30 protein-coding genes are annotated in these 24,717 nt (G+C 69.0%); 25 read left to right on the top strand and 5 right to left on the bottom strand.

Features of this window, described 5'->3' with window-relative positions; all coding sequences use genetic code 11:
• Together ACIPPQ_RS01845 and ACIPPQ_RS01850 are read right to left on the bottom strand one after the other, a co-directional pair.
• Positions 1 to 1,164: an HlyD family secretion protein gene (locus ACIPPQ_RS01845; RefSeq protein WP_446542506.1), complete on the bottom strand. Its 1,164-nt coding sequence runs from the start codon at positions 1,162 to 1,164 to the stop codon at positions 1 to 3.
• Complete coding sequence (locus ACIPPQ_RS01850) at positions 1,164 to 2,591, bottom strand: efflux transporter outer membrane subunit (RefSeq protein ID WP_446542507.1); 1,428 nt, start codon at positions 2,589 to 2,591, stop codon at positions 1,164 to 1,166. Before ACIPPQ_RS01850 ends, ACIPPQ_RS01845 begins: the two co-directional genes overlap by 1 nt.
• 65 nt (positions 2,592 to 2,656) lie before the next feature.
• Here ACIPPQ_RS01850 and ACIPPQ_RS01855 point away from each other — a divergent pair, with 65 nt between their 5' ends.
• Both ACIPPQ_RS01855 and ACIPPQ_RS01860 read left to right on the top strand, forming a co-directional pair.
• Entirely contained in the window at positions 2,657 to 3,289 is a 633-nt protein-coding gene (locus tag ACIPPQ_RS01855) for a TetR/AcrR family transcriptional regulator (RefSeq protein ID WP_446542508.1), read from the top strand.
• Between the two features lie 83 nt (positions 3,290 to 3,372).
• The gene (locus ACIPPQ_RS01860) at positions 3,373 to 4,665 is read left to right on the top strand and encodes an Hsp70 family protein (RefSeq protein WP_446542509.1); all 1,293 of its coding nucleotides are present in this window, start codon (positions 3,373 to 3,375) and stop codon (positions 4,663 to 4,665) included.
• On the opposite strand, the gene ACIPPQ_RS01865 is transcribed toward ACIPPQ_RS01860, so the two are convergent.
• The gene (locus tag ACIPPQ_RS01865; protein ID WP_446542510.1) at positions 4,666 to 5,562 is read right to left on the bottom strand and encodes an EamA family transporter; all 897 of its coding nucleotides are present in this window, start codon (positions 5,560 to 5,562) and stop codon (positions 4,666 to 4,668) included.
• A gap of 82 nt (positions 5,563 to 5,644) precedes the next feature.
• On the opposite strand from ACIPPQ_RS01865, the gene ACIPPQ_RS01870 reads away from it, so the two are divergent.
• The 12 genes from ACIPPQ_RS01870 (at position 5,645) to gp17 (ending at position 14,121) form a co-directional block, all read left to right on the top strand.
• Positions 5,645 to 6,142: an Lrp/AsnC family transcriptional regulator gene (locus ACIPPQ_RS01870; RefSeq protein WP_446542511.1), complete on the top strand. Its 498-nt coding sequence runs from the start codon at positions 5,645 to 5,647 to the stop codon at positions 6,140 to 6,142.
• Positions 6,143 to 6,325: 183 nt separating this feature from the next.
• A complete protein-coding gene (locus ACIPPQ_RS01875) occupies positions 6,326 to 6,832 on the top strand; it encodes a hypothetical protein (RefSeq protein ID WP_446542512.1) in 507 nt (168 codons plus the stop codon).
• Positions 6,833 to 6,835: 3 nt separating this feature from the next.
• On the top strand, positions 6,836 to 8,170 hold the full coding sequence (locus ACIPPQ_RS01880; RefSeq protein WP_446542513.1) for a DNA-packaging protein: 1,335 nt from the start codon (positions 6,836 to 6,838) through the stop codon (positions 8,168 to 8,170).
• Positions 8,171 to 8,262: 92 nt separating this feature from the next.
• Positions 8,263 to 9,369, top strand: coding sequence for a phage portal protein (locus ACIPPQ_RS01885; protein WP_446542514.1), 1,107 nt, complete (start codon positions 8,263 to 8,265; stop codon positions 9,367 to 9,369).
• 14 nt (positions 9,370 to 9,383) lie between these two features.
• Positions 9,384 to 9,701 carry a DUF6127 family protein gene (locus ACIPPQ_RS01890; RefSeq protein WP_446542515.1) on the top strand — a complete coding sequence of 106 codons (318 nt, stop codon included), beginning with the start codon at positions 9,384 to 9,386 and terminating at the stop codon, positions 9,699 to 9,701.
• Positions 9,698 to 10,087, top strand: coding sequence for an HK97 family phage prohead protease (locus tag ACIPPQ_RS01895; protein ID WP_446542516.1), 390 nt, complete (start codon positions 9,698 to 9,700; stop codon positions 10,085 to 10,087). Before ACIPPQ_RS01890 ends, ACIPPQ_RS01895 begins: the two co-directional genes overlap by 4 nt.
• 5 nt (positions 10,088 to 10,092) lie before the next feature.
• Positions 10,093 to 11,232, top strand: coding sequence for a phage major capsid protein (locus ACIPPQ_RS01900; RefSeq protein ID WP_446542517.1), 1,140 nt, complete (start codon positions 10,093 to 10,095; stop codon positions 11,230 to 11,232).
• A gap of 100 nt (positions 11,233 to 11,332) precedes the next feature.
• The gene (locus tag ACIPPQ_RS01905) at positions 11,333 to 12,736 is read left to right on the top strand and encodes a tail fiber domain-containing protein (protein WP_446542518.1); all 1,404 of its coding nucleotides are present in this window, start codon (positions 11,333 to 11,335) and stop codon (positions 12,734 to 12,736) included.
• Complete coding sequence (locus ACIPPQ_RS01910; protein ID WP_327453332.1) at positions 12,733 to 12,888, top strand: hypothetical protein; 156 nt, start codon at positions 12,733 to 12,735, stop codon at positions 12,886 to 12,888. The genes ACIPPQ_RS01905 and ACIPPQ_RS01910 overlap by 4 nt, the downstream gene beginning before the upstream one ends.
• Before the next feature lie 14 nt (positions 12,889 to 12,902).
• Entirely contained in the window at positions 12,903 to 13,184 is a 282-nt protein-coding gene (locus ACIPPQ_RS01915; RefSeq protein WP_446542519.1) for a phage fiber-tail adaptor protein, read from the top strand.
• Positions 13,184 to 13,732: a head-tail connector protein gene (locus ACIPPQ_RS01920; RefSeq protein ID WP_446542520.1), complete on the top strand. Its 549-nt coding sequence runs from the start codon at positions 13,184 to 13,186 to the stop codon at positions 13,730 to 13,732. Before ACIPPQ_RS01915 ends, ACIPPQ_RS01920 begins: the two co-directional genes overlap by 1 nt.
• Positions 13,729 to 14,121 carry a tail completion protein gp17 gene (gene gp17, locus ACIPPQ_RS01925; protein WP_446542521.1) on the top strand — a complete coding sequence of 131 codons (393 nt, stop codon included), beginning with the start codon at positions 13,729 to 13,731 and terminating at the stop codon, positions 14,119 to 14,121. Before ACIPPQ_RS01920 ends, gp17 begins: the two co-directional genes overlap by 4 nt.
• Before the next feature lie 37 nt (positions 14,122 to 14,158).
• Here gp17 and ACIPPQ_RS01930 read toward each other — a convergent pair whose 3' ends face one another.
• Entirely contained in the window at positions 14,159 to 14,494 is a 336-nt protein-coding gene (locus ACIPPQ_RS01930) for a hypothetical protein (protein WP_446542522.1), read from the bottom strand.
• 49 nt (positions 14,495 to 14,543) lie between these two features.
• On the opposite strand from ACIPPQ_RS01930, the gene ACIPPQ_RS01935 reads away from it, so the two are divergent.
• From ACIPPQ_RS01935 to ACIPPQ_RS01985, 11 genes are all read left to right on the top strand, one after another.
• Positions 14,544 to 14,951, top strand: coding sequence for a phage major tail protein, TP901-1 family (locus ACIPPQ_RS01935; RefSeq protein ID WP_446542523.1), 408 nt, complete (start codon positions 14,544 to 14,546; stop codon positions 14,949 to 14,951).
• Complete coding sequence (locus tag ACIPPQ_RS01940) at positions 14,948 to 15,259, top strand: GTA-gp10 family protein (protein ID WP_446542524.1); 312 nt, start codon at positions 14,948 to 14,950, stop codon at positions 15,257 to 15,259. The genes ACIPPQ_RS01935 and ACIPPQ_RS01940 overlap by 4 nt, the downstream gene beginning before the upstream one ends.
• Before the next feature lies 1 nt (position 15,260).
• Positions 15,261 to 15,464 (top strand): phage tail assembly chaperone, encoded by a 204-nt coding sequence (locus ACIPPQ_RS01945; RefSeq protein ID WP_446542525.1) that lies wholly within the window; start codon positions 15,261 to 15,263, stop codon positions 15,462 to 15,464.
• On the top strand, positions 15,457 to 16,041 hold the full coding sequence (locus tag ACIPPQ_RS01950; protein WP_446542526.1) for a tail tape measure protein: 585 nt from the start codon (positions 15,457 to 15,459) through the stop codon (positions 16,039 to 16,041). The genes ACIPPQ_RS01945 and ACIPPQ_RS01950 overlap by 8 nt, the downstream gene beginning before the upstream one ends.
• Positions 16,041 to 18,365, top strand: a complete 2,325-nt coding sequence (locus tag ACIPPQ_RS01955; protein WP_446542527.1) for a DUF2460 domain-containing protein — start codon at positions 16,041 to 16,043, stop codon at positions 18,363 to 18,365. Before ACIPPQ_RS01950 ends, ACIPPQ_RS01955 begins: the two co-directional genes overlap by 1 nt.
• Positions 18,365 to 19,180: a DUF2163 domain-containing protein gene (locus tag ACIPPQ_RS01960; protein ID WP_446543095.1), complete on the top strand. Its 816-nt coding sequence runs from the start codon at positions 18,365 to 18,367 to the stop codon at positions 19,178 to 19,180. Before ACIPPQ_RS01955 ends, ACIPPQ_RS01960 begins: the two co-directional genes overlap by 1 nt.
• Positions 19,173 to 19,583, top strand: a complete 411-nt coding sequence (locus ACIPPQ_RS01965; RefSeq protein WP_446542528.1) for an NlpC/P60 family protein — start codon at positions 19,173 to 19,175, stop codon at positions 19,581 to 19,583. The genes ACIPPQ_RS01960 and ACIPPQ_RS01965 overlap by 8 nt, the downstream gene beginning before the upstream one ends.
• A gap of 2 nt (positions 19,584 to 19,585) precedes the next feature.
• The gene (locus tag ACIPPQ_RS01970; RefSeq protein ID WP_446542529.1) at positions 19,586 to 21,763 is read left to right on the top strand and encodes a GTA baseplate fiber-binding domain-containing protein; all 2,178 of its coding nucleotides are present in this window, start codon (positions 19,586 to 19,588) and stop codon (positions 21,761 to 21,763) included.
• A gap of 11 nt (positions 21,764 to 21,774) precedes the next feature.
• Positions 21,775 to 22,227: a DUF2793 domain-containing protein gene (locus ACIPPQ_RS01975; protein ID WP_446542530.1), complete on the top strand. Its 453-nt coding sequence runs from the start codon at positions 21,775 to 21,777 to the stop codon at positions 22,225 to 22,227.
• A 129-nt stretch (positions 22,228 to 22,356) separates the two neighbouring features.
• Positions 22,357 to 23,475 carry an OmpA family protein gene (locus tag ACIPPQ_RS01980; RefSeq protein ID WP_446542531.1) on the top strand — a complete coding sequence of 373 codons (1,119 nt, stop codon included), beginning with the start codon at positions 22,357 to 22,359 and terminating at the stop codon, positions 23,473 to 23,475.
• 233 nt (positions 23,476 to 23,708) lie between these two features.
• The gene (locus ACIPPQ_RS01985) at positions 23,709 to 24,134 is read left to right on the top strand and encodes an ExbD/TolR family protein (RefSeq protein WP_446542532.1); all 426 of its coding nucleotides are present in this window, start codon (positions 23,709 to 23,711) and stop codon (positions 24,132 to 24,134) included.
• Between the two features lie 25 nt (positions 24,135 to 24,159).
• On the opposite strand, the gene ACIPPQ_RS01990 is transcribed toward ACIPPQ_RS01985, so the two are convergent.
• Positions 24,160 to 24,696, bottom strand: a complete 537-nt coding sequence (locus tag ACIPPQ_RS01990) for a DUF1993 family protein (protein ID WP_446542533.1) — start codon at positions 24,694 to 24,696, stop codon at positions 24,160 to 24,162.
• Between the last annotated feature and the right edge of the window lie 21 nt (positions 24,697 to 24,717).

Below are 24,717 nucleotides of genomic sequence, written 5' to 3' on the forward strand. Positions count from 1 at the left end.
TCAGTTGCCGCGCGTGTCGATCGTGGCTTCCATCGACAGCCCGACGCGCAGCGGATGCTCCTTGAGCTGCTTCGGATCGAGCGCGATGCGCACCGGCAGGCGCTGGACGACCTTCACCCAATTGCCCGTCGCATTCTGCGCGGGGATCAGCGAGAAGGCCGCGCCGGTGCCGCCGGCGATGCCGATCACCTTGCCGCGATAGACGACGTCGCCGCCATAATAGTCCGATGTCAGCTCGACCGGCTGGCCGATGCGGATATCCTTGAACTGGCTTTCCTTGAAATTGGCGTCGACATAGGCGGTCGCGATCGGGACCAACACCATGATCGGCGCGCCCGCGGCGATCCGCTGACCGACCTGCACCTGCCGGTTTGTGACGATGCCGTCGACCGGCGCGCGCAGGATGGTGCGCGCCAGGTCGAGCCGCGCCTTTTCGAGGCGCGCTTCGGCGGCCGCGACGTCGGGGGCGGTGTCGATCGTGGTGCCGCGCACGACGGCTTCGGCGGCGCCGAGGTCGCCGCTCGCCGAGCCGCGCGTCGCTTCGGCCGAGGCGATACCGGCGGCGGCAAGGTCGCGCGCGGCCGAGGCCGAGGCGAGCGCCGCGCGCGCTGCGGTCAGCTCTTCGCCCGACACCGCGCCGGTGCCGGCGATGCTTTCGCGGCGTGCGAGTTCGGCGCGTGCGCGCTCGACCGTCGCATTGGCGTCGCGCAGCCGCGCGCGGGCCTGCGCGATATCGGCGCCGCGTGCCGCGACGCGTGCGCGCGCCGCGTCGGCGGTCGCATCGGCCTGTCCGTAACGCTGGCGCGCGAGGCGCAAGGCCGCTTCGGCGTCGGCGACCGCGATGCGCTGGTCGGCGTCGTCGAGGATCACAAGGATGTCGCCCTTCTTCACCGCCTGCGTGCCGCTGACGCGCACTTCCTTGACGGGCCCCGCGATGAGCGCGGTGACCTGCGCCGAATCCGCGCCGACATAGGCGTTGTCGGTGTGGACGCGCCCCGCCTGCGTCAGGAAATACCAGAGGCCCCACAGGATCCCGACCGTCACCACGACGATCGCGAGGATGCGGAGCAGCTTCTTGCGCTTCGCGCCATTGGCTTCGGCGCCGGCCGTGTCGGGGATGGCTTGGGGAGCGCCGGTTTCGGTCGCAGCCGTTTCGTCGGCCATCATTCGTCTCCTGTTGGGTTTGGCGTGCGGTATCCGCCGCCGAGCGCGCGGATCAGGGCGATGTCGAGCGCGAGTTCGCGCGCTTCGAGGTCGGCGACCGAACGGCTCAGCGCGACCATGCTGTCTTCGGCGGTGAGCTGGACGATCTGGGTCGAGAGGCCGGCACGGTAACGCAGCCCGGCGAGCTTCGAGGCTTCGGCGGCGGCGGTCAGCGCCTCGCGCCGGGCGGCGAGCTGGCGTTCGTTCGCGGCGCGGCTCGCGACGATGTCGGCGACATCGCGCAGCGCGCCGATCAGCGTGCGGTCATAGGTCGCGACCGCGACATCATAGTCGGCACGCGAACCGCGGTAGCGGCCCTGGAGCCGTCCGCCGTCGAAGATCGGCAGGCTGATCGCGGCGCCGCCATTGCCATATTCGGAGCCCGATTTGAACAGGTTCGACAGGCCGAGCGATTGCAAGCCGACGAGCGCCGAGAGGCTGATATTCGGATAGAAATCGGCGCGCGCCACATCGATACGTTTCGCGGCGGCTTCGGAGCGCAACCGTGCGGCGACGATATCGGGGCGGCGTCCGATCAGGTCGATCCCGGCATTCGCCGGCAGGCCGACGGGCGGGCGCGCCATTTGCGGTCGCGCGATCGACAGGCCGCGGTCAGGACCGGCCCCGACAAGCGCGGCGAGCCGGTTGCGGGTGGTCGCGATCGCCTCTTCGAGTGCGACGACGTCGGCGCGCGCCGAGGCGGCGCGGCTTTCGGCCTGCCGCTGGCTCGCCTGATTTTCGATTCCCGCGCGCGCGCGCTCGCCCGACAAATCGGCGCTCGCGGTGCGGACGCGGACAGCCTCGTTCGCGGTATCGAGCGCCTGATAATAGCCCGCGAGATCGGCATAGGCGGCGGCGATCCCGGTCGTGAGCATCAGCCGCGCCTGCGCCGCGTCGACGCGGGCGGCTTCGGCTTCCGACGTCGCCGCCGCGAGTGCGGCGCGGTTCCTGCCCCACAGGTCGAGGTCGAAGGCGAAGGTCGCGGCGATATGGCCGGTGTCCTGGATGCCGTCGGGCACGAAGGCGGGCGGGATGCCCATATTCTTGCTTTGCTGGACCCCGCCCGCGCTCGCTTCGGCGCCGACGCGCGGCAACAGCGCGGCGCCCGCCTGCTGCGCCATCGCCTCGGCAGCGCGCACGCGCGCGGCGGCGATCGCGACGTCGGGCGAACCCTTGAGCCCTTCGGCGATCAGCGTGTCGAGCTGGGCATCGCCCAATCCCTGCCACCAGCCTTCGGCGGGCCATTCGCCGAGGGAGCCGGCGAACGTCGCGCCCGATTCCAGCGACCCGGCCGCCGCCGGCATCGGCTTTGGGCCAAGGTCGGGAACGCTCGCGCAGCCCGCGAGCAGGCTGAGAACAGCGGAGGAGAGAAAAATTGTCCGGGGCATGGCTTCCAACGATACTAGCTGGTATCATGCGCAAATGGACTTCGGAGGATGCGTTGTCAATCGAAATGATACCAGATAGTACGGCACCCCTCGACGATGCGGCGGCGATGCGCCGCAAGGCGTTCGTCGATGCCGCGCGCGAGCTGTTCTTCGCGAATGGCTATGCCGGGACGACGATGTCGTCGATCGCCAGCAAGGTCGGCGGATCGAAGACGACGCTCTGGACCTATTTCCCGTCGAAGGAGGATCTGTTCGCCGCGGTGGTCGACGATATCGTCGCGCAATATGGCGACGCGCTCGCGATCGACCTGCCGCTCGACGAGCCGGTGCCCGATGTCCTGCGCATTTTCGGCAATCTGCTGATGACAAAGCTGACCGCGACGCCGATCCTGTCGCTCTTTCGCCTCGTCGTCGGCGAGGCCGAGCGTTTCCCGCACCTCGCCGAAACCTTCTACGAACGCGGCCCGCGCCGCGGAAAGGCGCGCGCGGCCGTCTGGGTGGGCGAAAAAATGGTGCGCGGCGAGCTCAGGATGGGCGACCCGATGCGCGCGGTGCAGCAATTCACCGGCCTGTGCCAGTCGGGCCTCTATCAATTCGCGATGCTCAACCTCCCCGAAAGCCGCGACCTCGATCGCATTCAGGGCGATGTCGACGCCGCGGTCGACACCTTCTATCGCGCGTGGAAGCCGGACGCCTGATCGCCGGGCGGCGAACTTGCCCCGTCGTCCTTGCTGTGCAATAGGCGCCGCCCCGCAGGGAATCCCACTCACAGGAGCGTGTCATGGACAAGGCGGCCGCGAGCGCGCTCGGCCTCGATTTCGGCACGACGAACAGCGTCGTCGCGCTCGCCGACGGCGCGGGCGACACGCGGCTCGTCGCGTTCGGCGACGCGGGGGACTCGGTGTTCCGCTCGGCGCTCTGTTTCTGGGAAGAGGAGCGCGGCTGGAACGGGATCGCGCACGAGGCGGGGCCGTGGGCGATCGAAGAATATCTCCAGTCGCCGCTCGACAGCCGCTTTATCCAGTCGTTCAAGAGCGTCGCCGCGAGCCCGTTGTTCGAGCGCGCGATGATCTTCAACAAGCCGTTCCGCTTCGAGGACATGGGTCGCCTGTTCCTCCAGCGCCTCGTCGCGCATGCCGGCGGCGCGCTCGATGAGCGGCCGCGCCGCGTCATCGTCGGCCGTCCGGTCGAATATGCAGGCGCACGGCCCGACCCCGAACTCGCGCGCCGGCGGTATGATGCGATGCTCGCGGCGTTCGGCACCGAAATCCATTATGTCCACGAACCGCTGGGCGCAGCGCACAGCTATGCCTCGCGGCTGACCGAGCCCGCGACGATCCTCGTCGCCGACTTCGGCGGCGGGACGACCGACTTTTCGATCGTCCGTGTCGCGGCGCCCGGGAGCCCGCGCCGCTGCGTCCCGCTCGCTTCGTCGGGGATCGGGATCGCGGGCGACCGTTTCGACTATCGCATCGTCGACCGCCTCGTGCTGCCGTTGCTCGGCAAGGGCAGCCACTACCGGTCGTTCGACAAGATATTGGAGATTCCCGGCGGCTATTTCACCGATTTCGGCGACTGGTCGCGGCTCGCGATGATGCGCAACCGCCGGACGCTCGACGAGATCCGCCGTTTGCAACGCGACGCCGAGCGCCCCGAACTGATCGGCCGCATGATCGCGTTGATCGAGCATGAGCAGGGCTTCCCGCTCTATGACGCCGTGGGCCGCCTCAAGCGCGCGCTGTCGGGCAGCGAGTACGCCGAATTCCATTTCGCGGGCGGCGGGATCGAGATTGGCGCCGATGTGCGCCGCGCCGATTTCGAGCAATGGATCGCGGACGATCTTCGCCGCATCGAAGCCGCGATGGACCAGGCGCTGGCCCGCGCTGGAACGGCGGCCGAAGCGATCGACCGCGTCTTCCTGACCGGCGGGTCGTCGCTGATCCCCGCGATCCGCGCGCTGTTCGACCGGCGCTTCGGCGAGGATCGTATCGCGACGGGCGGCGAACTCACCTCGATCGCGCACGGTCTCGCGCTGATCGGCGAGGAATCCGACCCCGCCGAATGGGCCGCCTGACTAGATGGGCAGATCGCCGGGCGTCCGCCGCGGCAGCGATGCCGAGATCGCGCTCCCGCACGCGGCGAAGATGATGCAGAGGATGGCAAGCCATTGTAGCGGCGTGAGCCTTTCGCCGAGCACGAGATAGCCGACCAGCGCGCCGACCGCGGGCGAGGCGCTCAGCAATATGCCGAAGACGTGCGCGGGAAGGCGGCGCAGCGCCGCCATTTCCAGCGTATAGGGCAGGACGCTCGACAGGATGGCGATGCCGATACCGACGCCCAGCGCCCAGGGCGTGAACAGCTGCGTCCCCGATGCGGCGAGACCGAAGGGCAGTGTGATCAGCGCGGCGATCACCATGCCCCAGGCGACCGCATCGCGGCCGAGGGTCGCCGAGACCTGCTTGCCGCAGAGGATATAGGCGGCCCAGCAGGCCGCCGCGCCGACGGCGAAGGCGATCCCGACCGGATCGAGCGCGCTGTCCGCGCGGAGGGGGAGCAGGAGGAACAGCCCCGCCGCGGCCGCGGCGAGCCAGAGAAAGTCGCGGCGGCTGCGCGATCCCATCACGACGACGGCAAGCGGGCCGATCACTTCGATCCCGATCGCGATGCCGATCGGGATGCGGGCGATCGCCTGATAGAAAAGGAGGTTCATCAGCCCGAGGACGGCGCCATATCCGAGCAGCGCGGGCGAAAGCTGGCGGATGCCGGTCCGCTTCCACGGCCGGATGACGAGGCAGAGGATGATCGCGGCGAGCGTGATGCGCAGGCTGGTGATGCCATAGGCGCCGATCACCGGGAAAAGATGCTTGGCAAGCCCGGCGCCGAAATTCATCGACAGCAGCGAGCCCCACGCTGCGGCACTTCCCCACAGGGTCGCATTGTTGCGCGGCGAAACGGCTTGAGCGGTCGACATGGCGCACATAATATACCCGTCCAAGCGATGATTGGACGCAAAGATCGGCGTCTTTGCGCAATTTTGACCCGGAGAAGCCCCGATGAACGCAGCATCCACCCGGCCGGGCCGTAATCTCGACCGTTTCGACCGGGCGATTCTCCGCATCCTGCAAAAGGACAACCGGACGCCGCAGCGCGCGATTGCCGAGGAGGTCAACCTGTCCCCCGCCGCGGTGCAACGGCGGATCGCCGCGCTCGAGGCGAGCGGCATCATCGTCGCGAATGTCGCGGTCCTCGCACCCGACGCGTTCCAGGCGGCGATTACCGTGGTTGTCGAGGTCCATCTGCAGAACGACCGGAGTTCGATCGTCGAGCCGACCAAGGCGCTGTTCCGTTCGACGCCCGAAATCCAGCAATGCTATTATGTGACGGGCAGCGCGGGGTTCATCCTCGTCATGATCATTCCCGACATGACAAGCTATGAGGCGATATCGCGGCGCCTGTTCGCCGACAATCCGGTGGTCGAGACGTTTCGCACGCTCGTCGTGCTCGACACGGTCAAGGCCGGGCTGGAGATCGTCGTTCCCGACGGGACATGAGATCGGGACGCGTGCCGCTGCCGCAATCGACGGAGAAAGAAATAACCAAATAGGTGATTTTCTATTGACATCGTCACGCTGATATGGCACAAGTGTCACATCATGAAGAATTGCGAGTCGGGCGGGCGTCGACCTCTTTTCGGAGGGCGGCGTTCCGGCGTGATCGCGTCTGGAGGTTGGGCGATGGATCTGGTTGTGATGGGCGGCAAGAACCGGTTGCTGGTCAAGACGAAACGGTCGCGCCGCGAAACGTCCCAGCGCAGCCGTGACGCCTTCATCCTGTCGCTGAGCGAGACCTGCAATGTATCGCTGTCGGCAGAACGGGCGGGGATTGCCCTGTCGACGGTGTACAAGATGCGGCAGCGCGACGCGGCCTTTGCCGCCGCATGGCAACGCGCGCTCGACGACGGGTATCAACGGCTGGAAATGGGGCTGGTTCAGGCGGCGCTGGCCGCGGTTGAGGGTCGGCGTCCCGATGCGACCGACGGCGGAGACCGGCCGATCGTCGAGCCGATGACGATGGATCAGGCGCTCCGCCTGCTCGGGCGGCATGAAGGGAGCGTTCGCAGCGGACGGCTCAAGACCAACCGGCCGGGCAAGGGCCGAATGCCGACGTCCGAAGAGACCGACGAGGCGATCCTGAAACGGCTGGCGGTGCTGCGCCGCCAGCGCGGCTGGGACCAGCTTTGAGCGATGGCGCAGGCGACGCGTGATGTCGTCGGTGACGTTCTCGGACAGTTGAGCGGGCTCCGCCCCGGCCAGCTTCGGCGGCTGATGCGCGACCTTTCGGGAAGACACCGGCGCGAATTGATCGAACGCTGGCAAGGCTGGGCACAGGAGGGACAATGCGAGCCGCCGGGCGACTGGCGGATATGGATGATCCGCGCCGGGCGGGGGTTCGGCAAGACGCGCGCCGGGGCCGAGTGGATCAGCGAATGGGCGCGGATGCTGCCCGAGGCCCGGATCGCGCTGGTCGCTGCGAACGACGCCGACGGGCGGCGGGTGATGATCGAGGGGCCCAGCGGATTGCTCGCGGTTGCGCGCTCGGACGAGGAACCGCACTGGCGCGAGGGGCTGCGCGAACTGCATTTCAGCAGCGGCGCGGTAGCAACGCTCTATTCGGCGGCGGCGGCGGAGAATTTGCGCGGGCCGGAACATCATGTCGCCTGGTGCGACGAGCTTGCGAAATGGCCGGGCGGCGATGCGGCGTGGGACAATCTGGTGATGGGGCTGCGACTGGGCGTCTCTCCGCGCATATTGGTTACGACGACGCCGAAGCCGACATCGCTGATGCGGCGGATCATCGCGCTGCCGGGGTTTGAGGAAACGCGCGGCGGGACCAACGACAATGCCTATCTGCCCTCGAACTTCGTCGAGGCGATGCTGGCGAGTTACGGCGGCACGCGGCTGGGGCGGCAGGAACTCGACGGCGAGATGCTGGAAGATGTCGAGGGCGCGATGTGGACGCGCGCGCTGATCGAGCGGTGCCGGGCCGACGCCGACGCGGCGGCCAAGCCGGTGCGCGTCGTGATCGGGGTCGATCCGCCCGCGACGAGCCGCGGCGACGCGTGCGGGATCGTGGTGGCGGCGTTGCTGCGTGACGGGCGGCTCGCGGTCGTCGAGGATGCGAGCGTTGAAAATCCGCCGCCCGGCGTCTGGGCGCAGGCCGCCGCCGCAGCCGCGGCGCGCTGGGGTGCCGACCGGATCGTCGCCGAGAGCAATATGGGCGGGGAGATGGTCGAGGCGACGCTGCGCCAGGCCGACTGCACGCTGCCCGTGGTGCCGGTCCATGCGAGTGTCGGCAAGGCGCGCCGCGCCGAGCCGGTCGTGATCGCTTACGAGCGCGGCGAGGTGGTGCATGCGGGGGTATTCGTAGAGTTGGAGGACCAGCTTTGCGGGTTGCAGGTGGGTGGCGGCTATGCCGGGCCGGGGCGCTCGCCCGATCGGGCGGATGCTTGCGTTTGGGCGTTGGCGGCTTTGCTGGAGGGGAGAAGGAAGGGACGGGCGCCGGGGGTAAGGCGGGTTTGAAGTTCCGTGCCCCGGTGAAAACCGGTGTTCATTGACGTCGTGCCATGCCGCACTGGCCCCGGCTTTCGCCGGGGTACACATAGGAGATCAACATGAACTGGTTTGGCCGCAAGGCCGCGCAGCTTCCTGCGCGGCCCGCTTTGTCGCGTGTGTATGGGACGTGGAGCGCGCCTGCTCCGATGAGCTGGGAGGCGCAGGTGCGCGAGGGGTATTTGTCCAATGCGATCGCGCAGCGGGCGGTGCGGCTGGTCGCCGAGGCGGCGGGCAGCGCGCCGGTGGTGGCGAGCGATCCCGCGCTCGGCGCGCTGGTGTCGGCGACGTCGGGCGGGCAGGGGCTGATCGAGACGCTGGCGTCGCAATTGCTGCTGCACGGCAATGGCTATGTGCAGATATTGACCGATGGTGCGGGCGCGCCGGCGGAGCTGTTTGCACTGCGGCCCGAGCGGGTGACGGTCGAGGCGGATGGCCGCGGATGGCCGGTCGCCTATCGCTACAAGGCGGGCGGGTCCGCGGCGGTGCTGCCCGCCGAGGATGGCGCGGGGCGCGTCGCGGTGGTGCATGTGAAGGCGCTGCATCCGCTCGACGATCATTATGGTGCGGGGTGTCTGGGCGCCGCGTCTGGCGCGATCGCGGCGCATAATGCGGCGGCGAAGTGGAATGCGGCGCTGCTCGACAATGCGGCGCGACCGTCGGGGGCGCTGGTGCACGATCCGGGGGACAAGGGCATGCCCTTGTCGGCGGAGCAGGTCGACCGGCTGCGCGAGGAGCTGGCCGAGAGTTTCGCGGGCGGCGCGAATGCGGGGCGGCCTTTGCTGCTTGAAGGCGGGCTGAAGTGGCAGGCGCTGTCGCTGTCGCCGGCCGAGATGGATTTTCTGGCGCTGAAAGACAGCAGTGCGCGCGAAATTGCGATGGCGTTTGGGGTGCCGCCGATGCTGCTCGGGCTGCCCGGGGACGCGACCTATGCCAATTATCGCGAGGCGAACCGCGCGTTGTGGCGGCTGACGGTGCTGCCGCTTTGCGCGAAGATTTTGGGGGCGATTGCGCAGGGTTTGAGCGGGTGGTTCGATGGCGCCGAGCTGCGCGTCGACCTCGATCGCGTGCCGGCGCTGGCCGAGGACCGGATGGCGCTGTGGCGCGAGGTGTCGGCGGCGGACTGGCTGACGGCGGACGAGAAGAAGGCGCTGCTCAGCGTCAACTAACCGGAGAAATCGACATGGACGAAGACGAAGCGCTGGCGCGGTTGATCGCGCTGGCGGGGACGGGTGTGGCCGGTGTGCCCGACGCGGCGTTGCTGCGAGCGGTCGTCGAGGAGGCGAGCGAGCTCGGGGCTCGGCGCGCGCTGGCGAGGCTCGGCCTCGCCGACGAGGCGGCGCGCGACGATATCGGCGATTTGCGCCAGCTGCTGGGTGCGTGGCGCGATGCGAAGAAGAGCGTGTGGGCGGCGGTGGTCGACTGGGCGGTGCGCGGGATGCTGGCGCTGCTGGTCGTCGGGCTGGCGATGAAGCTGGGGCTGCCGGGGCTGCTCAAATGAGCGTGCGCTTTGCGGGCTATGCTTCGGTGTTCGACCGGGTCGATCGCGGGGGCGATGTCGTGCGCAGCGGGGCCTTTGCGGCGAGTTTGCGCGAACGGCGGGCGGTGCCCCTGCTGTGGCAGCATCGGCCGGGCGCCAGCATCGGCGTGATCGAGACATTGGCGGAGGACGCGCGGGGGCTGCGGGTCGTGGCGCGGGTGACGCATCCGGCGGCGGCGAAGCTCGTCGCGGCGGGCGCGCTGACGGGGCTCAGCTTTGGATATCGGGTGCAGGCTTCGCGCGGCGGCAATCCGCGCGAACTGGTCGCGCTCGATCTCGCCGAAGTGAGCCTGGTCGCGGCGCCGATGCAGCCGCTCGCACGGGTGATTCAGGTGGTGAAGGAGTGACAAGCATGGACGATATGGAAGTGAAAGCCGACGCGCTCGACGGCGCGTTCGACGCGGTGCTGGCGGCCGAGGCGGTCGACGAGCTGAAGGCTTCGGTCGCGGCCTTGCAGCGCCAAGTCGACGCGCAGGCGGTGGCGGCATCGCGGCTGCCGCTCGACGGCGCGAAGGCGGCGGATCCGGCGCGCGATGCCTTTGTCGAGCGATACCTGCGGCGCGGGATCGATGCGGGCGTCGAGATGAAGAGCCTGTCGGGGGCGAGCGGCGGCGAGGGCGGTTATGCGGTGCCGCGCGAGATCGATGGTTCGATCGCGGCGACGCTGAAGACGCTGTCGCCGATCCGGTCGATCGCAACCGTCGTTCAGACGGGGACGAGCGGATACCGCAAGCTGGTCGCGACGGGATCGATGGGCGCGGGCTGGGTCGGCGAGACCGCGGCGCGGCCCGAAACCGCGACGCGCAGCTTTGCCGAGATCGCGCCGCCGTCGGGCGAGCTCTATGCCAATCCGGCGGCAAGCCAGGCGATGCTCGACGATGCGATGTTCAACGTCGAGGACTGGCTGGCCGAGCAGCTCGGCCGCGAATTTGCGGTCGCCGAGGGCAGCGCGTTCGTGAACGGCAACGGGACGAACCGGCCCAAGGGCTTCCTGACCTATGCGACGACGAACGAGATCGACAGCGTGCGTGCGTTCGGGACGTTGCAGCATCTGGCAACCGGGACGGCGGGCGCCTTTCCGGCGTCGAACCCGCAGGACAAGCTGGTCGAGCTGGTCCATTCGCTGAAGGCGCCGTACCGGCAGGGGGCGTGCTGGGTGATGAACAGCGACACGCTCGGCCGCATCCGCAAGTTCAAGACGTCCGACGGCGCCTTCATCTGGCAGCCGGGGATGGTCGAGGGGCAGGCCGCGACCCTGCTGGGTTATCCGGTGGTCGAGGCCGAGGATATGCCCGATGTCGGGGCGAACAGCCTGTCGATCGCGTTCGGCAATTTCCGCGCCGGCTACCTTGTCGCCGATCGCGGCGAGACGCGCATCCTGCGCGATCCGTTCAGCAACAAGCCCTTCGTGCATTTCTATGCAACCAAGAGGGTCGGCGGCGCGATCATCGATTCGCAGGCGATCAAGCTGATGAAGTTCGCCGCCAGCTAAGCTGGCGCGCGATGGGCGCCCGGCGCCGGCTTCTTCCCTTTCGGAAGCCGCGCCGGGCGCCAATTTTCCTGCTATCGATACTGGAAAGGATGGCCTCGCCATGCCGACCCCCTTTTTCGCCGACCTGGTGCGCGAGCTGTGCCAGGAAGGCGGGACCGGACCGCTGATGCCCACGGGCGCGGTGCCGGGCCATCGCCGCTTTGCGGGCGCCGTCCCGCCGAACATGCCGTTTCATTACGCCGTCGCGGGGATCGCGCATCCCGACCAATGGGAAGCCGGCGAGGGGTGGATCGACGCGCTGGGCCGGCTGGTCCGCGACAGCGTCGCCGCGTCGTCGAGCGGCGGCGCGACGGTCGATTTCCTTCCCGGCCTCAAGACGATCGCGCTGACCGTCGGGGCGAGCTGGTTCGCCGCGAGCGATGGCGGCGAAGCGGCGCAGGACGATGCGATCGCGGCGCTGGAAACCGGCCTCGCCGCGAAGCAGCCGCTTTCGACGACGCATGGCGTCGCGGCGAATGCGGCCGCGGGCGACCTGGTGACCGTCCGCCGCGACGACGGCTGGGTGAATGTGCCGCTGGCCACCTTTCCGTTTCGCGACGCCGGCGGACGCCACGGGCTGAGCGGGCCGCTCGGCGCGGCGGACGGCAGCGCGGCAGTGCCCGCGATAAGCTTTGCCGCCGACCCCGATTGCGGGCTGTTCCGTCCGGGCGCGAACATGATCGCGATCGCGACGGGCGGGACCGAGCGACTGCGCCTGTCGGCGTCGGGAAACCTCGGTATCGGGACGAGCGCGCCGGCGGCCGCGCTGCACGTCGTGCAGCCGAATGCGACGCTGGTGACGGTCGAGGCGACCAACGCGGGCGCGACCGATACGCAGCTGCGCATCGTGACCCCCGACCGCGATTGGCGGATCGGGCAGAATGTCGGCGGCGTCGGGGTCGGATCGCTGATCTTTTACGATGTGACTGCGGGGGCGCCGCGCCTGATCGCCGAACCCGGCGGCCCGGTCCGGCCGGGCATCGACGGGGGCCAGACGCTGGGCACCGCGACCGCGCGCTGGTCGCTGCTGTTCGCCGCGACGGGGGTGATCAACACGTCCGACGCGCGCGACAAGAGATGGCGCGGCGGGGCGAGCGACGCCGAAATGCGCGCCGCGGCCCGCATCGTCGCCGAACTGGGCTTTTACCAGTGGAACGAGGCGATCGCCGAAAAGGGCGCCGATGGCGCGCGCTATCATTTCGGAGCCCGCGCGCAGACGGTTTGGGCGATCATGGCCGACGAAGGGCTGATCGCGCCGCTGGACGCCGATGGGAGGCCGGGAGCCGCACGCTATGCCTTTTTGTGCTGCGACGCGTGGGACGCGGCGGTCGCAACCAATCCCGATGGTGCGGAGCGGTGCGCGCGTGCCGCCGGATATCGTTTCGGCCTGCGCCCCGACCAGCTGGCCCTGTTCCTGATCGCCGCGCAGGAGCGCCGGATCGCGGCGCTGGAGACGGCGGCATGACCGGCGGATCGGCGCTGGGTTCGCGCGCGATCGGCGATGTCGCACGCCGCGACCTCGCCAGCGAATGGAGCGGCCCCGCGCCCGCGGCGCCGCAAGTCGGTGTGCCGCTGGTCCGCGAGGCGGGTCGCCGCGTGATCATCCGCAAACCCTGAACGAAAGGACCGGCATGACGATGATGGTGAAGGATCCGGACAGCCGGATCGATTTCGAATTCGACTGGGCGGTCGCCTATCCCGACGGGCAGGCGGTGACCGCGAGCGCGTGGACGGTCGTGCCGGACGAGGCGGGCGGCGTCGCGGTTGCGGGCGCGGCGCACGACCTGATGCGCGCGACCGCGACGCTGGCGGGCGGGGTCGCGGGGCGTGTCTATCGCGTCACCAACCGCGTGACCTTGAGCGACGGCCAGATCGACGAACGGTCGATGACGGTGCGGGTGGAGGAGCGGTGATGGCGGAAAGTCTGGTGCCGGGCGAAGTCCCGGTGAGCCTGAACGAGGCGCGCAGCTGGCTGCGGCTGGGAGCGACGATCGACGATGCGGTGGTGGCGGGGCTCGTTCGCGCGGCGACCAGCGTCTGCGAAGCCTTTGTCGGCCAGTGGCTGATCGTGCGGGCGGGCGAGGATATCCTGCCGCTCGCGCCGGGCGGCGTGATCCAGCCGGGCGCGCGGCCGGTCGTGGGGATCGACGCGGTCGACCTGCTGTTGCCGGATGGCGGCACGGTGGCGCTGGCCGCGGGCGACTATCGGACGGCGATCGGCCGCGACGGCACGGCGCGGGTGACGATCGACGATCCGCGCGGCGCAGAGCGCGCGTGCGTCGCGTATCGCGCGGGAATCGCCGAGGGCGCAAACGACATTCCCGAGGCAATCCGTCAGGGCATCCTTCGCATGACGCAGCATTTGCACGATGCGCGCGACGGTGCGGGCGCGGCGCCGCCGGCGGCGATCGCGGCGCTGTGGCAACCGTGGCGGCGCCTGACGCTGGGGGGCGGGCAATGACGAGCGCCGAAGGCGCGCTGCGCGCGCGGGCGCTGGACCTGCTGGCGAAGGACGCGGCGCTGGCGGGGCTGGTCCATGGCATTTTCGACGGCACCCCGCCGCGTGCGAGCGCGCCCTATGTCACGGTCGGTACGGCGGAGGGCAGCGACTGGGGGACCAAGGACCGCGCCGGGCGCGAAATACGCCTGGCGCTGACGCTGGTGGGCGTCGGCGGCGCGGACGGCGATGCAGCGGCGGCGCGGATCGATGCCGTGGCGCACGCGATGCGCGGGCCAGCCGGCGCCTGGACGGTGGTCGCAGCGCGGACGATCCGGACGCGCTTCACCTTCGCTCGCGATGGCGGCTGGCGGCATGAAATGGTCGTGCGGTGCCGGTGTCTCGCGGCGTGAACGCCCCTTCCCCGAAGGGAAGGGGGAGCTGGAGCGATCAGTCGCCCGGCAGCGTGTTGGTCGATTTATAGTCCTTGAACTTGTCGGTGAAATTGGCGTGGTAATCGTCGATCTGCATTTCGGCGTCCTCGCCCGCGACCTTTTCGGAATCGCCGCCCGAGCGCCCGAGCGCGATCACCGCCTTGCGGAAGGCTTCGCGCTCGGTGGAGCAATTCGCCTTCACCGTCATCTCATATTCGGCCTCTTCCATCTTGGCCTCGAGCGCCTTCTTCATGTCGGTGCGCAGGCACTTGGTGAAGGCGGCGCGCGTCGTGTCGACCGTCGCCGAGGGCGACTGCACCATGAGGGCCAAAACTATTGTCGTGATCAGCATCCTGCGACTCCCCGTTAGCGGATGATTTTTTACCCGAGGAGATTAGACGATGGCGATTGAAAATGGGAGCGATTTTCTGCTGAAGATCGGCGATGGCGACGTGCCGCCGGCGTACCGGACGGTCGCGGGCCTGCGCACCACGCAGATGTCGGTGAACGGCGAGGCGGTGAACGTCACGACCAAGGATTCGGGCGGTTGGCGCGAACTGTTGTCGGGGGCCGGGGTGCGGTCGGTTTCGGTAAGCGCGGCGGGCATCTTCACCGGGTCGGACGCCGAGGTGCGGCTGCGCGGCGCGGCGTTGTCGGGAGTCCTCGACGATTATGAATTGAGCTTTGAAAGCGGGGAACGGATGCGTGGGCGCTTCCTTGTCACGCGGCTCGATTATGCCGGCGATTATAACGGCGAGCGCAATTACACGCTGAACCTTGAATCGAGCGGCGCGGTGGTGAGCCTGTGAGCGCCGCCAATGCGCTGCGCGGCGAGGCCGAGCTGCTCGTCGGCGAGCGCGTACTGGTACTGCGTCCGAGCTTTGCGGCCCTGGTGGCGGCGGAGGCCGAACTGGGGCCGTTGTTCGCGTTGGTCGAGCGCGCCGCCGATGGACGGCTGGCGCTGGGCGAGCTGGCGAGCCTGTTCTGGCATTGTGTGAAAGAGCGGCCCGAGGCGCTGACGCGCGAAATGGTCGGCGAAGCGGTCGTCGCAGAGGGGCTGGCGGCGGTGACGCCGGCGCTGCGCGTGCTGTTGGGGCAGATATTGCAGGGACGATAAGATGGCGGACGAGCGGCTGGGCCGGGCGGCGATGGCGCTGGCCGGCGTGATGGCGCGCGTCGCCGGATGGCGGCCCGACGAGTTCTGGGCCGCGACCCCCGCCGATGTGTGCGCCGCGCTGGCGGGATGGGTCGAGACCGATGCGGATGCGCCGGTCGATGGCGCGGCGCTTGCCGCGATGATGGAGAGGTTTCCCGATGGGTGACGAGATCGACGAGATGGTCGTGGCGGTGCGTGCCGATACCGGCGCCTTCCGGCGCGACATTGCGGCGCTGCGCGCCGAGCTGGGCGGGCCGCTCGTCGCGGGCGCCGAGGATGCGGGGCGTGCGATCGAACGCGCGCTGTCGCGCGCGATCGTCAGCGGCAAGATGGGGTTCGAGGATCTGAAACGGCTCGCGCTGTCGGTGATGAACGAGATCGCGCGTGCGGCGATTTCGGGCGGTATCAACGCGGCGATGGGCGGCGGCGGCGGATCGGGGAGCGGAGCTGGAGGATTGCTGTCGCTCGGCACCTCGATCGCGATGGCGCTGTTCGGGGCGCCGGGGCGCGCGACGGGCGGGCCGGTGAGCGCGGGACGCGCCTATCGCGTCGGCGAGCGCGGCCCCGAACTGTTCGTGCCGACGGCGAGCGGGCGGATCGAGGCGGCGGGAGGCGCAGTACGCAACATTGCTATCACGGTGAATGTACGCGGCGAGGCGGGAGGTGAGCCGCAGCGGCTGGCGCAGACGGGGCGGCAATTGGCGCGCGCGGTGCGGCGTGCAGTCGCGGCGGGAGAAGATTGATGGGGTGGGCGCTGGTGGCGGCCGCCGAGCCCCATCATCGGAAAGGCTGGCTCAAGCGGTTCGATCCCCGCTTTTGGACGGTCGATTTTGCGCGGCCGATGATGGCGAGCGTGACGAGCGATGCACCGGGGGTGCTGCGCGTCGAGGCGGTCTTTTATCGGAAAGAGGACCTCGCGGGGCTGATCTGGGAGGCGGAGGATCGGTGGGATCATCCTTTGCTGGCGTATGAGACGAAGCGTGATTTCCGGCATACGCAGCTCAAATTTCAGTGGCGCTCGGGCGGGATCAAGCCGCTCGATGCGCTGCACGGGCCGACGCTGACGATCGAGGGACGCGATGCGGAGGGAAACCCGCGCGCCTGGTATGTGCGGCTGTGGAATTATGCCGAGGGGACGGGCGAGGATGCGGTCGTTCGCCTTGATTTCGACGCGCTCGACGGCGGCTTCCTGTTGCCGGGCGAGGCCGACCCCGTGTGGGCGGGTGACATCGACCGGATGTTCATTTCGCTGGTGCCGCCGGACTATGACGGCGGCGACGCCGTGCTGACGGTACCGGTGGCGGGCTGGGCCGAGATGAGCGCGATCGCCGCATCGGGATCGGGGTCGGTGCTCGCGGTCGGCGACGCGGTGATGCCCGAGCACGGCCTCGGGATCGCGAGCGGCTATGACGACAGCTACCACCTGACCCCGGCGCGGCTGGTGCGCCAGGTCGTGCAGCTCGGCTATCGCGGCGATATCGTCCATTATGTCGGGATGAGCCATTATATGCGGCTCGAAGCGGCGGGTGGCAGCTTTCACGCGAGCGTTGCGGGCGGGGCGATCAATGCGCCGTGCGCGGCGTGGCATGCGGCGTTCGCGGCGGCGTGCCGCGATGCCGGGCTGGGGGTGATCTGGTCGCTCTCCTACGAGCTGTTCGACGCCTATTGCCCGGCCGACTGGAAGCAGCGCGATGCGGACGGAGCACCCGCGCTGACGGGGTGGGAGCCGCCATCGACCTTGCTGTCCCCGGCGAACGCGGCGGCGATGGGATATTTGCAGCTGGTCGCGCGGACGTTTGTGGCAATTGCGGCGGCGGCGGACTTGCCGATGAAATTCCAGGTCGGCGAGCCATGGTGGTGGATCGCCGCGGGCGGACGGATCTGTGCCTATGATGCGGCGACGACGGCGGCGCTGGGGTCGGCGAGCGTGGCGATTGCCGACGTGCGTGGGGCACTGGGCGCGCCGCAGCTGGCGATGCTCGATGCGCTGGGGACGTTGCTCGCGACGTCGACTGCGGCGCTAGTCGCGGCGGCGCGCGATGAGGCGGGGGCGGCGCATTTGGTGAGCCATTTGCTCGTCTACCTGCCGACCGTTCTCGACCCCGCGGCTCCGGCGGTGCGGCGCGCCAATGTACCGCTCGGGTGGGCGGCGCCGGCGTTCGATGTGCTGCAGCTCGAAGATTATGACTGGGTGACCGGTGGGCGCGGGGCGGAGACGGCAAGCGCGCGTGCCGCGATGGTGCTGGGGCTCGGTTATGCAATTGAAGATCAGCATTATTTTTCGGGTTTCGTGCTGCGCGCGGAAGACCGCGCGCAATGGGCGGCGATCGCCGATGCGGCCGATCGCGCGCGGGGTGCCGGCGTGGCGCGCGCCTTTGTCTGGGCGCTGCCGCAGGTGGCGCGCGACGGGTTCGTGACATTTGACGGGGAGGGTGCGGTGCAGGCTTTCGATGCGGTGGATTTCCCGCTGGCGATCGGGCGCGAAGCGATGGTCGCGACCGAATTTTCGACGCAGATCGTGAGCTCGCCATCAGGGCATGAGCAGCGCGCGAGCGAATGGGCGGAGGCGCGAATGCGTTATGACGCCGGACCGGGAATCCGGTCGGAGGCCGATGTGCGGCTGCTTGCCGATTTTTTCCGCGCACGGCGCGGGGCGGCGCGGGCGTTCCGCTTTCGCGATCCGTTCGATGGCAGCTCGGCGGCGGACGACGGCCTGCCGACGGCGGGTGACCAGATGCTGGGGGCCGGCGACGGCGCGCGGCGGCAGTTTGCGCTGGTGAAGCGCTATGGCGCCGGTGATGCCGAGCAGGTGCGGAACATCAGGTTACCGGTCGAAGGCAGCGTCCGTGTGTCGGTCGACGGGCTGGAGACGGCGGCGTTCCTGCTGACCGATGAGGGCGAGGTGCTGCTCGACGTCGCGCCGGCGGTCGGGGCGGCGGTGCGCGCGGGCTTCCTGTTCGACGTGCCGGTGCGCTTTTCCGAGGATAGGCTGGAGGTGAGCCGTGCGACCTTCCTTGCCGGCGAGCTGGCAAGCGTGCCGCTGGTCGAAGTGCGGGCACCATGGTGATGCTCGAAGCGCCGGGATGGCTGCGCGAAGAAGTCGTGACGCTCGCGTGGTGCTGGCGGCTGGCGCGGCGCGACGGGGTCGTAGTCGGGCTGACCTCGCACGACCGCGACCTCGCGGTAGGCGGGATCGTCTATCGCGCGGCACCGGGGATGAAGCCGTCGGCGCTCGAGACGAGCGACAGCCTCGACGCCGCGACGATGGACCTGGAGGGCGCGATCGCCAGCGATGCGATCGCGGCGCGCGACCTCGACGCCGGGCGCTGGGACGGCGCGGAGCTGGAACTGTTAGTGACCGACTGGAGTGCGCCCGGCGTCGCGCCGGTGACGGTGGCGCGGGGATCGCTGGGCGCCATCGAGCGGCGCGGATCGGCCTTTGCGGCGGAGTTGCAGGGAGTGACGCGGCTGCTCGACCGGCCGGTGTGCCCCGCGACGTCGCCGTCGTGCCGGGCGGAGCTGGGCGACGGCGCGTGCCGCGTCGACCTTGCGCCCTTGACGCATTTTCGGCGCGTGGTGGCGGTCGACGGCCGCACGGTGACGCTCGACGCCGTCGCGGGCGGCATGGGATTTGGCGAGCTGATGTGGATGGAGGGCGCCAATTGCGGGCTGGCGAGCCCGGTGATCGCAGCCGACGGGGCGGTCCTGCATCTCGCCGAGGCGCCGGCTGTTGTTCCGGCGGGTCCGGTCCGCGTGCGGTTGATCGAAGGATGCGACCGGCAGCTGGCGACCTGTCGCGACCGCTTTGCCAATGCGGTGAATTTCCGCGGCGAGGCGCATCTGCCCGGCAACGACCTGCTGACGCGTTATCCCGGTGGATGACCTTGCGGCGCGGGCCTTTGCGGCGGCGCGGGCGATGGTGGGGGTGCCGTTCCGGGTGCAGGGAAGCGACCCGGTGACGGGGCTCGACTGCGCGGGGCTGGTGTGGGCCGCCTATGCCGCGGCGGGGCGGCGGCTGATGCGGCCGGTGGGTTATCCGCTACGCGGCTGGTCGCGCGAGCGGGTCGAAGCGGCGCTGGTCGAAGCGGAGTTTTGCGTCGGCGTCGATGCCGCCCGCGTCGGGGATGTCGCGGTGATCGTGCATCCGGCGCGGCAATATCATCTCGGCCTGTTGGGGTCGGAGACCTTGATTCACGCCCATGCCGGGCTGCGCCGCGTGGTGGAGGCACCGCTCGATGCCCCGGCGCGCGCGGCGGTGCGATGGCGCCTTTCAAACGGGGAATAGCAATGGCGACTTTGGTGCTGACGGTGGTCGGCGGGATTGTCGGTGGGCCGGTGGGGGCCGCGATCGGCGCGGCGATCGGCCAGCAGGTCGATGCGGCGATTTTCAAACCCAAGGGGCGTGAAGGGCCGCGGCTCGCCGACCTGAAAGTGCAGGCGTCGACCTATGGCCAGCAAATCCCGAAACTGTTCGGGACAATGCGTGTCGCGGGGAGCGTGATCTGGGCGACCGACCTGATCGAGCGGCGGAGCAAGCGAGGCGGCGGCAAGGGGCGGCCGTCGACCAACGAATATAGCTATTCGGTGTCGCTCGCGGTGGCGCTGTCGTCGCGGCCGATTGGCGGCATCGGGCGGATCTGGGCCGATGGCAATCTGCTGCGCGGATCGAGCGGGACGTTCCAGGAGCGCTGCACCTTTCGCTGGCATGACGGAAGCGAGGACCAGGCGGTCGACCCGCTGATCGCCTCGGCGCTCGGGGTCGGTTCGGCGAGCGCTTTTCGCGGGCTCGCTTATGCCGTCTTCGAGGACCTGGAGCTGGGGTCATTCGGCAACCGGATTCCCTCGTTGACCTTCGAGGTCGAGGCCGATGCGGGGAACATCGACGCCGGGCTGGTCGGCAACAGCCTGCTCGGCGAGGCCGGGCTTTGCGCGGGCGATTGGCCCTTTTCGGGCTATGCAGCATCGGGCGACCGGGCGCGCGACGCGCTGGCGCCGCTGTTCGACGTCGACGGTGTCCGATTGGCGAGCGGCCCCGGCCCGTGGCGCCTCGCGCCCGCCGCGATGACGGGTGCCGCGCTGGCGTTGGCCGATTTTCGTGAAGCGCGCCGCGACGAAGCGGAGGCCGACCGGGCCGAGCAGCGCCGCGCGCCGTTGTCGGCGCTGCCCGGCTCGATCCGGCTGCGCCATTACGAACCCGACCGCGATTACCAGCTTGGACAGCAATCGAGCCGCGTCGCGGGGGGCGGGCTACGCGAGGAGCGGATCGACCTGCCCGCGGTCCTGCCCGCGGCGTCCGCGCGCGCGCTGGCCGAGCGGCTGGCGACGACGGCCGCCGACGGGCGCGAGACGTTCATCTGGCAAGCCGATCTGGCGGCGCTCGCGCTGCCGGTCGGCCGGGTGGTGGTGCTGGCCGACGGCAGTGCGTGGCGGCTGGCGGGGCGGACGGTTCGGGCGCGCGAAATCCTGCTCGAACTCAAGCGCCATGCGCCGCTGCCGGCAGTCGAGCTTCCGGCGGCGCCGGGGATTCCGGTTCCTGCGCCCGACTGGCCCGATGCCGCGGGCACGGTGCACCTGTTCGACCTGCCCAACACCGGTAGCCCGGCCGCTTCGGCGCCGCATATCCTGATCGCGGGGGCCGGAAGCAATAATGGCTGGCGCGGCGCCGATTGCTGGGTCGTTGCGGTGCCGGGTGCGGAACCGATCCCCGTCGGTACGCTGCGGCCGTCGGCGGCGCTGGGGCAGCTTGTTGCGCCGCTCGCCGCGGGGGCCGAGGGCCTGTTCGATCTTTCCAACACCGTGCTGCTCGAACTGGTCAATCCGGCGATGACACTCGAATCGGTGGACGATTCGGCCCTGCTCGGCGGCGCGAACCGGGCGATGGTGGGCGGCGAACTGTTGCAATTCGGCACCGCCGATATCGTGGCGCCGGGGGTCTGGCGCCTGTCGCGCTTGCTGCGCGGACGCGCCGGCACCGCGGCCGATGTGCCACATATGGCGGGTGCGCCTTTCGTCCTGCTCGACGACCCCGCGCTGCTGACGCTGCCCGAAACGGTCGCGGGATGGGCGGAAGCGGGCGGGGCGGTGCTGCAATGGGCGCCGCGCGGCGGGACGGATCTCTCCGATGTCGCGGTGCCGGGATCGGGCCGGGCGCTGCGGCCGCTGGCGCCGGTGCACGGACAGATCCGGCCCGATGGCGCGGGCGGGGTGACGGTCGGCTGGATCCGCCGCAGCCGCGTCGACACAGGCTGGCGCGACCATGTCGACCTGCCGATGGGCGAAAGCCGCGAGGCGTGGCGTGTCGCGATTTCCCCGCCGATTGCCGGCATCGGCCCGTGGGAGAGGGCCTCGCCGACCCTCGATATCAGCGCGGCCGAACTCGCCGAACTGCCGCCGGGATGCACCCTCGAGATTCGTCAGGCGGGCGACTTCGCACTGTCGTCCCCGTTGTCCTTGCCGCTGACCTGAAAGGATTAGTCATGACCGACATGCCCTCTACATCGCGTTTTGCGTTACCGTTACTCGCCGTCGCGCAGGCGCAAAAGGAGGTCACGCACAACGAGGCTTTGACGCGGCTCGATGCGCTGATCCATGCCGCGATCGAGGCGGGGCCGCTAGCCAGTCCGCCGTCCGGCCCCGCCAGCGGGCAATGCTGGATCGTCGGCGCCGCGCCGACCGGGGACTGGACGGATCAGGAAAATGCGCTGGCGCTTTGGACCGTCGGCGGATGGCGCTTCGTGCCGCCGCGCGAGGGGATGTCGGTGACCCGGCTGACCGACGGGGCGCAGCTGCGTTTCGAAGCGGGCGCATGGATCGCGCCCGGCGTGATCGAGGCACCGGCGGGAGGATCGATAATCGACTCCGAAGCGCGTAGTGCCATCTCAACGTTGATCCTTCACCTCGCCGCGCAGGGTCTTCTGATTTCAGGCTGAATTTCCGTTCGATCGCGTTGTTAGTGCGACTTTTTGGCAACAGATTGACGATTTGTTCACTTGCACGGAACCAAAGCGGCGAGTAGGACGTCTGCCGAGACGTATATCTCAATTGAAAGGGGAATTACTATGAGGAAGCTTGCCGTCGCTCTGGCGTTGGCCTCCACCACCCTGGCGTCGCCCGTTCTGGCGCGCGACAACTCCTGGTATGTTGGTGTGGGTGCTGGCGCAATGCTCGTCGAGGACCTTGACCTCGATATCGGCACTTTCAACAATGCCGGTACGCTCGATCATCGCGCTGGCTATGATTTCGAAGGTACCGTCGGTTATGACTTCGGCGGTTTCCGTGCGGAAGTCGAAGTCGGCTATCGTGAAGCCGACATCAAGTCGGGCCGTTTCGCCACCCCGGGTATCCCGCAGTCGGTTAGCGGCGCAGGCAATCTGGCAACGGGTTCGTTCGATCTCGCCGGCGACACCAACGCGCTGAGCTTCATGGTCAACGGCATGCTCGACTTCGGTGACGACGACGGCCTTCAGGGCTTTGTCGGCGGTGGTGCCGGTGTTGCCCGCGTTTCGGTTGAGCCGGTCTATGCCGGTAACTTCCTCGACGATTCGGACACCGGCTTTGCATGGCAGGCGATCGCGGGTATCCGCGCTCCGCTCAGCAGCAACATCGACGTTGGCCTGAAGTATCGTTTCTTCAACGCCGACAACCTCGACCTGGTCGACCAGCGCGGCCGCGACGTTTCGACGCGCTTCCGTTCGCACTCGATCCTCGGCACGCTGACGTTCAACTTCGGTGGCGCTCCGGCGCCGGTGGAACCGGCTCCTCCGCCGCCCCCGCCCCCGCCCCCGCCGCCCCCGCCGCCTCCGCCGCCGCCGCCGGTCGTGCAGTGTGAGCCCGGACCGTACATCGTGTACTTCGACTGGGATAAGTCGGACATCACGCCGGAAGCGGCTTCGACGCTCGACAACGCGATCAGCGCCTACAACCGTGGTTGCACGGGTACGCAGGTCATGCTCGCCGGTCACGCTGACCGTTCGGGTTCGGCCAAGTACAACGTCGGCCTGTCGGAACGTCGCAACACCGCGGTTCGCAGCTATCTCACCGCTCGCGGTATCTCGGATGGCTCGATCAGCGCGCAGGGCTTCGGCGAAAGCCGCCCGGCCGTTGCAACCGCCGATGGCGTCCGCAACGACCAGAACCGTCGCGTGGAAATCACTTACGGTCCGAACTCGGGCATGTAAGACGGGTTTCCATCCCCGACGGGGACTGGAAGAAAAGAGGGGCGGTACCGAAAGGTGCCGCCCTTTCTTTATGCGCGGCGCGTGCGGGTGCACCGCGACGAAATTGTCCGAATTGCGCTTGCTTTAGCGGTATTATGATATACCATCACAAATAGAGCGGGGTCACCCCCGCTCCGATGACGGGGTGGGCTCCCGATAGTCGCGGACCGCCTCCCCGAACCGGGAGAGAAGCCATGCGCCGACGCCGCAGCATTTTCCGTACAGATCCCAACGCCAGCCCGATGATCAACACGACGCCGCTGATCGACGTGATGCTGGTGATGCTGGTGATGTTCATCATCACCATCCCGCCGCCGACGCACAGCGTCGATGTCACGCTGCCCGTCGGGCCACCGCGGGATGCGAGGGTGCTCGACGCGAATCGCGTGACGATCGACACCGCAGACGTGATCCGCTGGAATGAGGAGGCCGTCGACTTGGCGCAACTCGGCTTGTTGGTAAAACAAGCCGCGGAGCGTCCCGACCCCGCTACGATCCTGCTCGAACCCGACGCCCGCGCGCGCTATTTGCGCGTCGATGAAGCGATCGGTGCGATCCGGCGCAACGGTGGGTCGAAACTCGCCTTCCCCGGGATCCACAGCTACGCTGGCCTGATCTGATCCGTGACGCGGTTCTCGTCGCCGATCAGGCGGCGGGGGCCGTCCCGGGACGGAGGTAGCGCATCATATAGCTGACATAGTCGGCCTTACCGAGCGGGACGCCCATATGGCGCAGCACCGCATAGGCCGCGGTCCGGTGGAAGTAGAATTGCGGCTGCGCCCAGTCGCGGACATAGTCGAACGCGCGCATGTCGAACGCCATGCCGTTGGGCAGCGTGAAGCTGACACCGCGGTCGCCGTCATCGCCGAGCGCGGCGGGATCGACTGCGTCGAGGAAGGCGAGGGCGGCCGCGAGCTGATCCTGCATCCCCGCGAAATCGATGGCGTCCTCGGCAAAATCCGGGACAGCGGTACCTGCGAGACGCGCGAGCGGCTGCAGCGCCTGGATGCACGTAAAGCGGACCTGTGCGGCGAGCGGGAACATGTCGGGCGCGAGGCGCGCGACCGCGAACTGCAATTCGCCGATGCCATTCTCCTCGCCCCATGTGCGGGCCCGCGAAAGCTCCCCGGACAAGGCGCGCAGGCCGTTCTGATACGCCGGTACGGTGAGGTCGTAGAGCATCGTCATATCCTTCGTTGGTCG

This window comes from Sphingopyxis sp. LARHCG72 (assembly GCF_052871675.1).

Excerpts from the sequence above, each read along its gene's own strand:
- ACIPPQ_RS01860 (WP_446542509.1), top strand. The coding sequence starts at position 3,373 with ATGGACAAGGCGGCCGCGAGCGCGCTCGGCCTCGATTTCGGCACGACG.
- ACIPPQ_RS01885 (WP_446542514.1), top strand. The coding sequence starts at position 8,263 with ATGAACTGGTTTGGCCGCAAGGCCGCGCAGCTTCCTGCGCGGCCCGCT.
- ACIPPQ_RS01890 (WP_446542515.1), top strand. The coding sequence starts at position 9,384 with ATGGACGAAGACGAAGCGCTGGCGCGGTTGATCGCGCTGGCGGGGACG.
- ACIPPQ_RS01970 (WP_446542529.1), top strand. The coding sequence starts at position 19,586 with ATGGCGACTTTGGTGCTGACGGTGGTCGGCGGGATTGTCGGTGGGCCG.
- ACIPPQ_RS01945 (WP_446542525.1), top strand. The coding sequence starts at position 15,261 with ATGGCGGACGAGCGGCTGGGCCGGGCGGCGATGGCGCTGGCCGGCGTG.
- ACIPPQ_RS01955 (WP_446542527.1), top strand. The coding sequence starts at position 16,041 with ATGGGGTGGGCGCTGGTGGCGGCCGCCGAGCCCCATCATCGGAAAGGC.
- ACIPPQ_RS01915 (WP_446542519.1), top strand. The coding sequence starts at position 12,903 with ATGACGATGATGGTGAAGGATCCGGACAGCCGGATCGATTTCGAATTC.
- ACIPPQ_RS01975 (WP_446542530.1), top strand. The coding sequence starts at position 21,775 with ATGACCGACATGCCCTCTACATCGCGTTTTGCGTTACCGTTACTCGCC.
- gp17 (WP_446542521.1), top strand. The coding sequence starts at position 13,729 with ATGACGAGCGCCGAAGGCGCGCTGCGCGCGCGGGCGCTGGACCTGCTG.
- ACIPPQ_RS01880 (WP_446542513.1), top strand. The coding sequence starts at position 6,836 with ATGGCGCAGGCGACGCGTGATGTCGTCGGTGACGTTCTCGGACAGTTG.
- ACIPPQ_RS01875 (WP_446542512.1), top strand. The coding sequence starts at position 6,326 with ATGGATCTGGTTGTGATGGGCGGCAAGAACCGGTTGCTGGTCAAGACG.
- ACIPPQ_RS01990 (WP_446542533.1), bottom strand. The coding sequence starts at position 24,696 with ATGCTCTACGACCTCACCGTACCGGCGTATCAGAACGGCCTGCGCGCC.
- ACIPPQ_RS01870 (WP_446542511.1), top strand. The coding sequence starts at position 5,645 with ATGAACGCAGCATCCACCCGGCCGGGCCGTAATCTCGACCGTTTCGAC.
- ACIPPQ_RS01950 (WP_446542526.1), top strand. The coding sequence starts at position 15,457 with ATGGGTGACGAGATCGACGAGATGGTCGTGGCGGTGCGTGCCGATACC.
- ACIPPQ_RS01850 (WP_446542507.1), bottom strand. The coding sequence starts at position 2,591 with ATGCCCCGGACAATTTTTCTCTCCTCCGCTGTTCTCAGCCTGCTCGCG.
- ACIPPQ_RS01865 (WP_446542510.1), bottom strand. The coding sequence starts at position 5,562 with ATGTCGACCGCTCAAGCCGTTTCGCCGCGCAACAATGCGACCCTGTGG.
- ACIPPQ_RS01895 (WP_446542516.1), top strand. The coding sequence starts at position 9,698 with ATGAGCGTGCGCTTTGCGGGCTATGCTTCGGTGTTCGACCGGGTCGAT.
- ACIPPQ_RS01845 (WP_446542506.1), bottom strand. The coding sequence starts at position 1,164 with ATGGCCGACGAAACGGCTGCGACCGAAACCGGCGCTCCCCAAGCCATC.
- ACIPPQ_RS01980 (WP_446542531.1), top strand. The coding sequence starts at position 22,357 with ATGAGGAAGCTTGCCGTCGCTCTGGCGTTGGCCTCCACCACCCTGGCG.
- ACIPPQ_RS01900 (WP_446542517.1), top strand. The coding sequence starts at position 10,093 with ATGGACGATATGGAAGTGAAAGCCGACGCGCTCGACGGCGCGTTCGAC.
- ACIPPQ_RS01910 (WP_327453332.1), top strand. The coding sequence starts at position 12,733 with ATGACCGGCGGATCGGCGCTGGGTTCGCGCGCGATCGGCGATGTCGCA.
- ACIPPQ_RS01905 (WP_446542518.1), top strand. The coding sequence starts at position 11,333 with ATGCCGACCCCCTTTTTCGCCGACCTGGTGCGCGAGCTGTGCCAGGAA.
- ACIPPQ_RS01930 (WP_446542522.1), bottom strand. The coding sequence starts at position 14,494 with ATGCTGATCACGACAATAGTTTTGGCCCTCATGGTGCAGTCGCCCTCG.
- ACIPPQ_RS01920 (WP_446542520.1), top strand. The coding sequence starts at position 13,184 with ATGGCGGAAAGTCTGGTGCCGGGCGAAGTCCCGGTGAGCCTGAACGAG.
- ACIPPQ_RS01960 (WP_446543095.1), top strand. The coding sequence starts at position 18,365 with ATGCTCGAAGCGCCGGGATGGCTGCGCGAAGAAGTCGTGACGCTCGCG.
- ACIPPQ_RS01855 (WP_446542508.1), top strand. The coding sequence starts at position 2,657 with ATGATACCAGATAGTACGGCACCCCTCGACGATGCGGCGGCGATGCGC.
- ACIPPQ_RS01985 (WP_446542532.1), top strand. The coding sequence starts at position 23,709 with ATGCGCCGACGCCGCAGCATTTTCCGTACAGATCCCAACGCCAGCCCG.
- ACIPPQ_RS01935 (WP_446542523.1), top strand. The coding sequence starts at position 14,544 with ATGGCGATTGAAAATGGGAGCGATTTTCTGCTGAAGATCGGCGATGGC.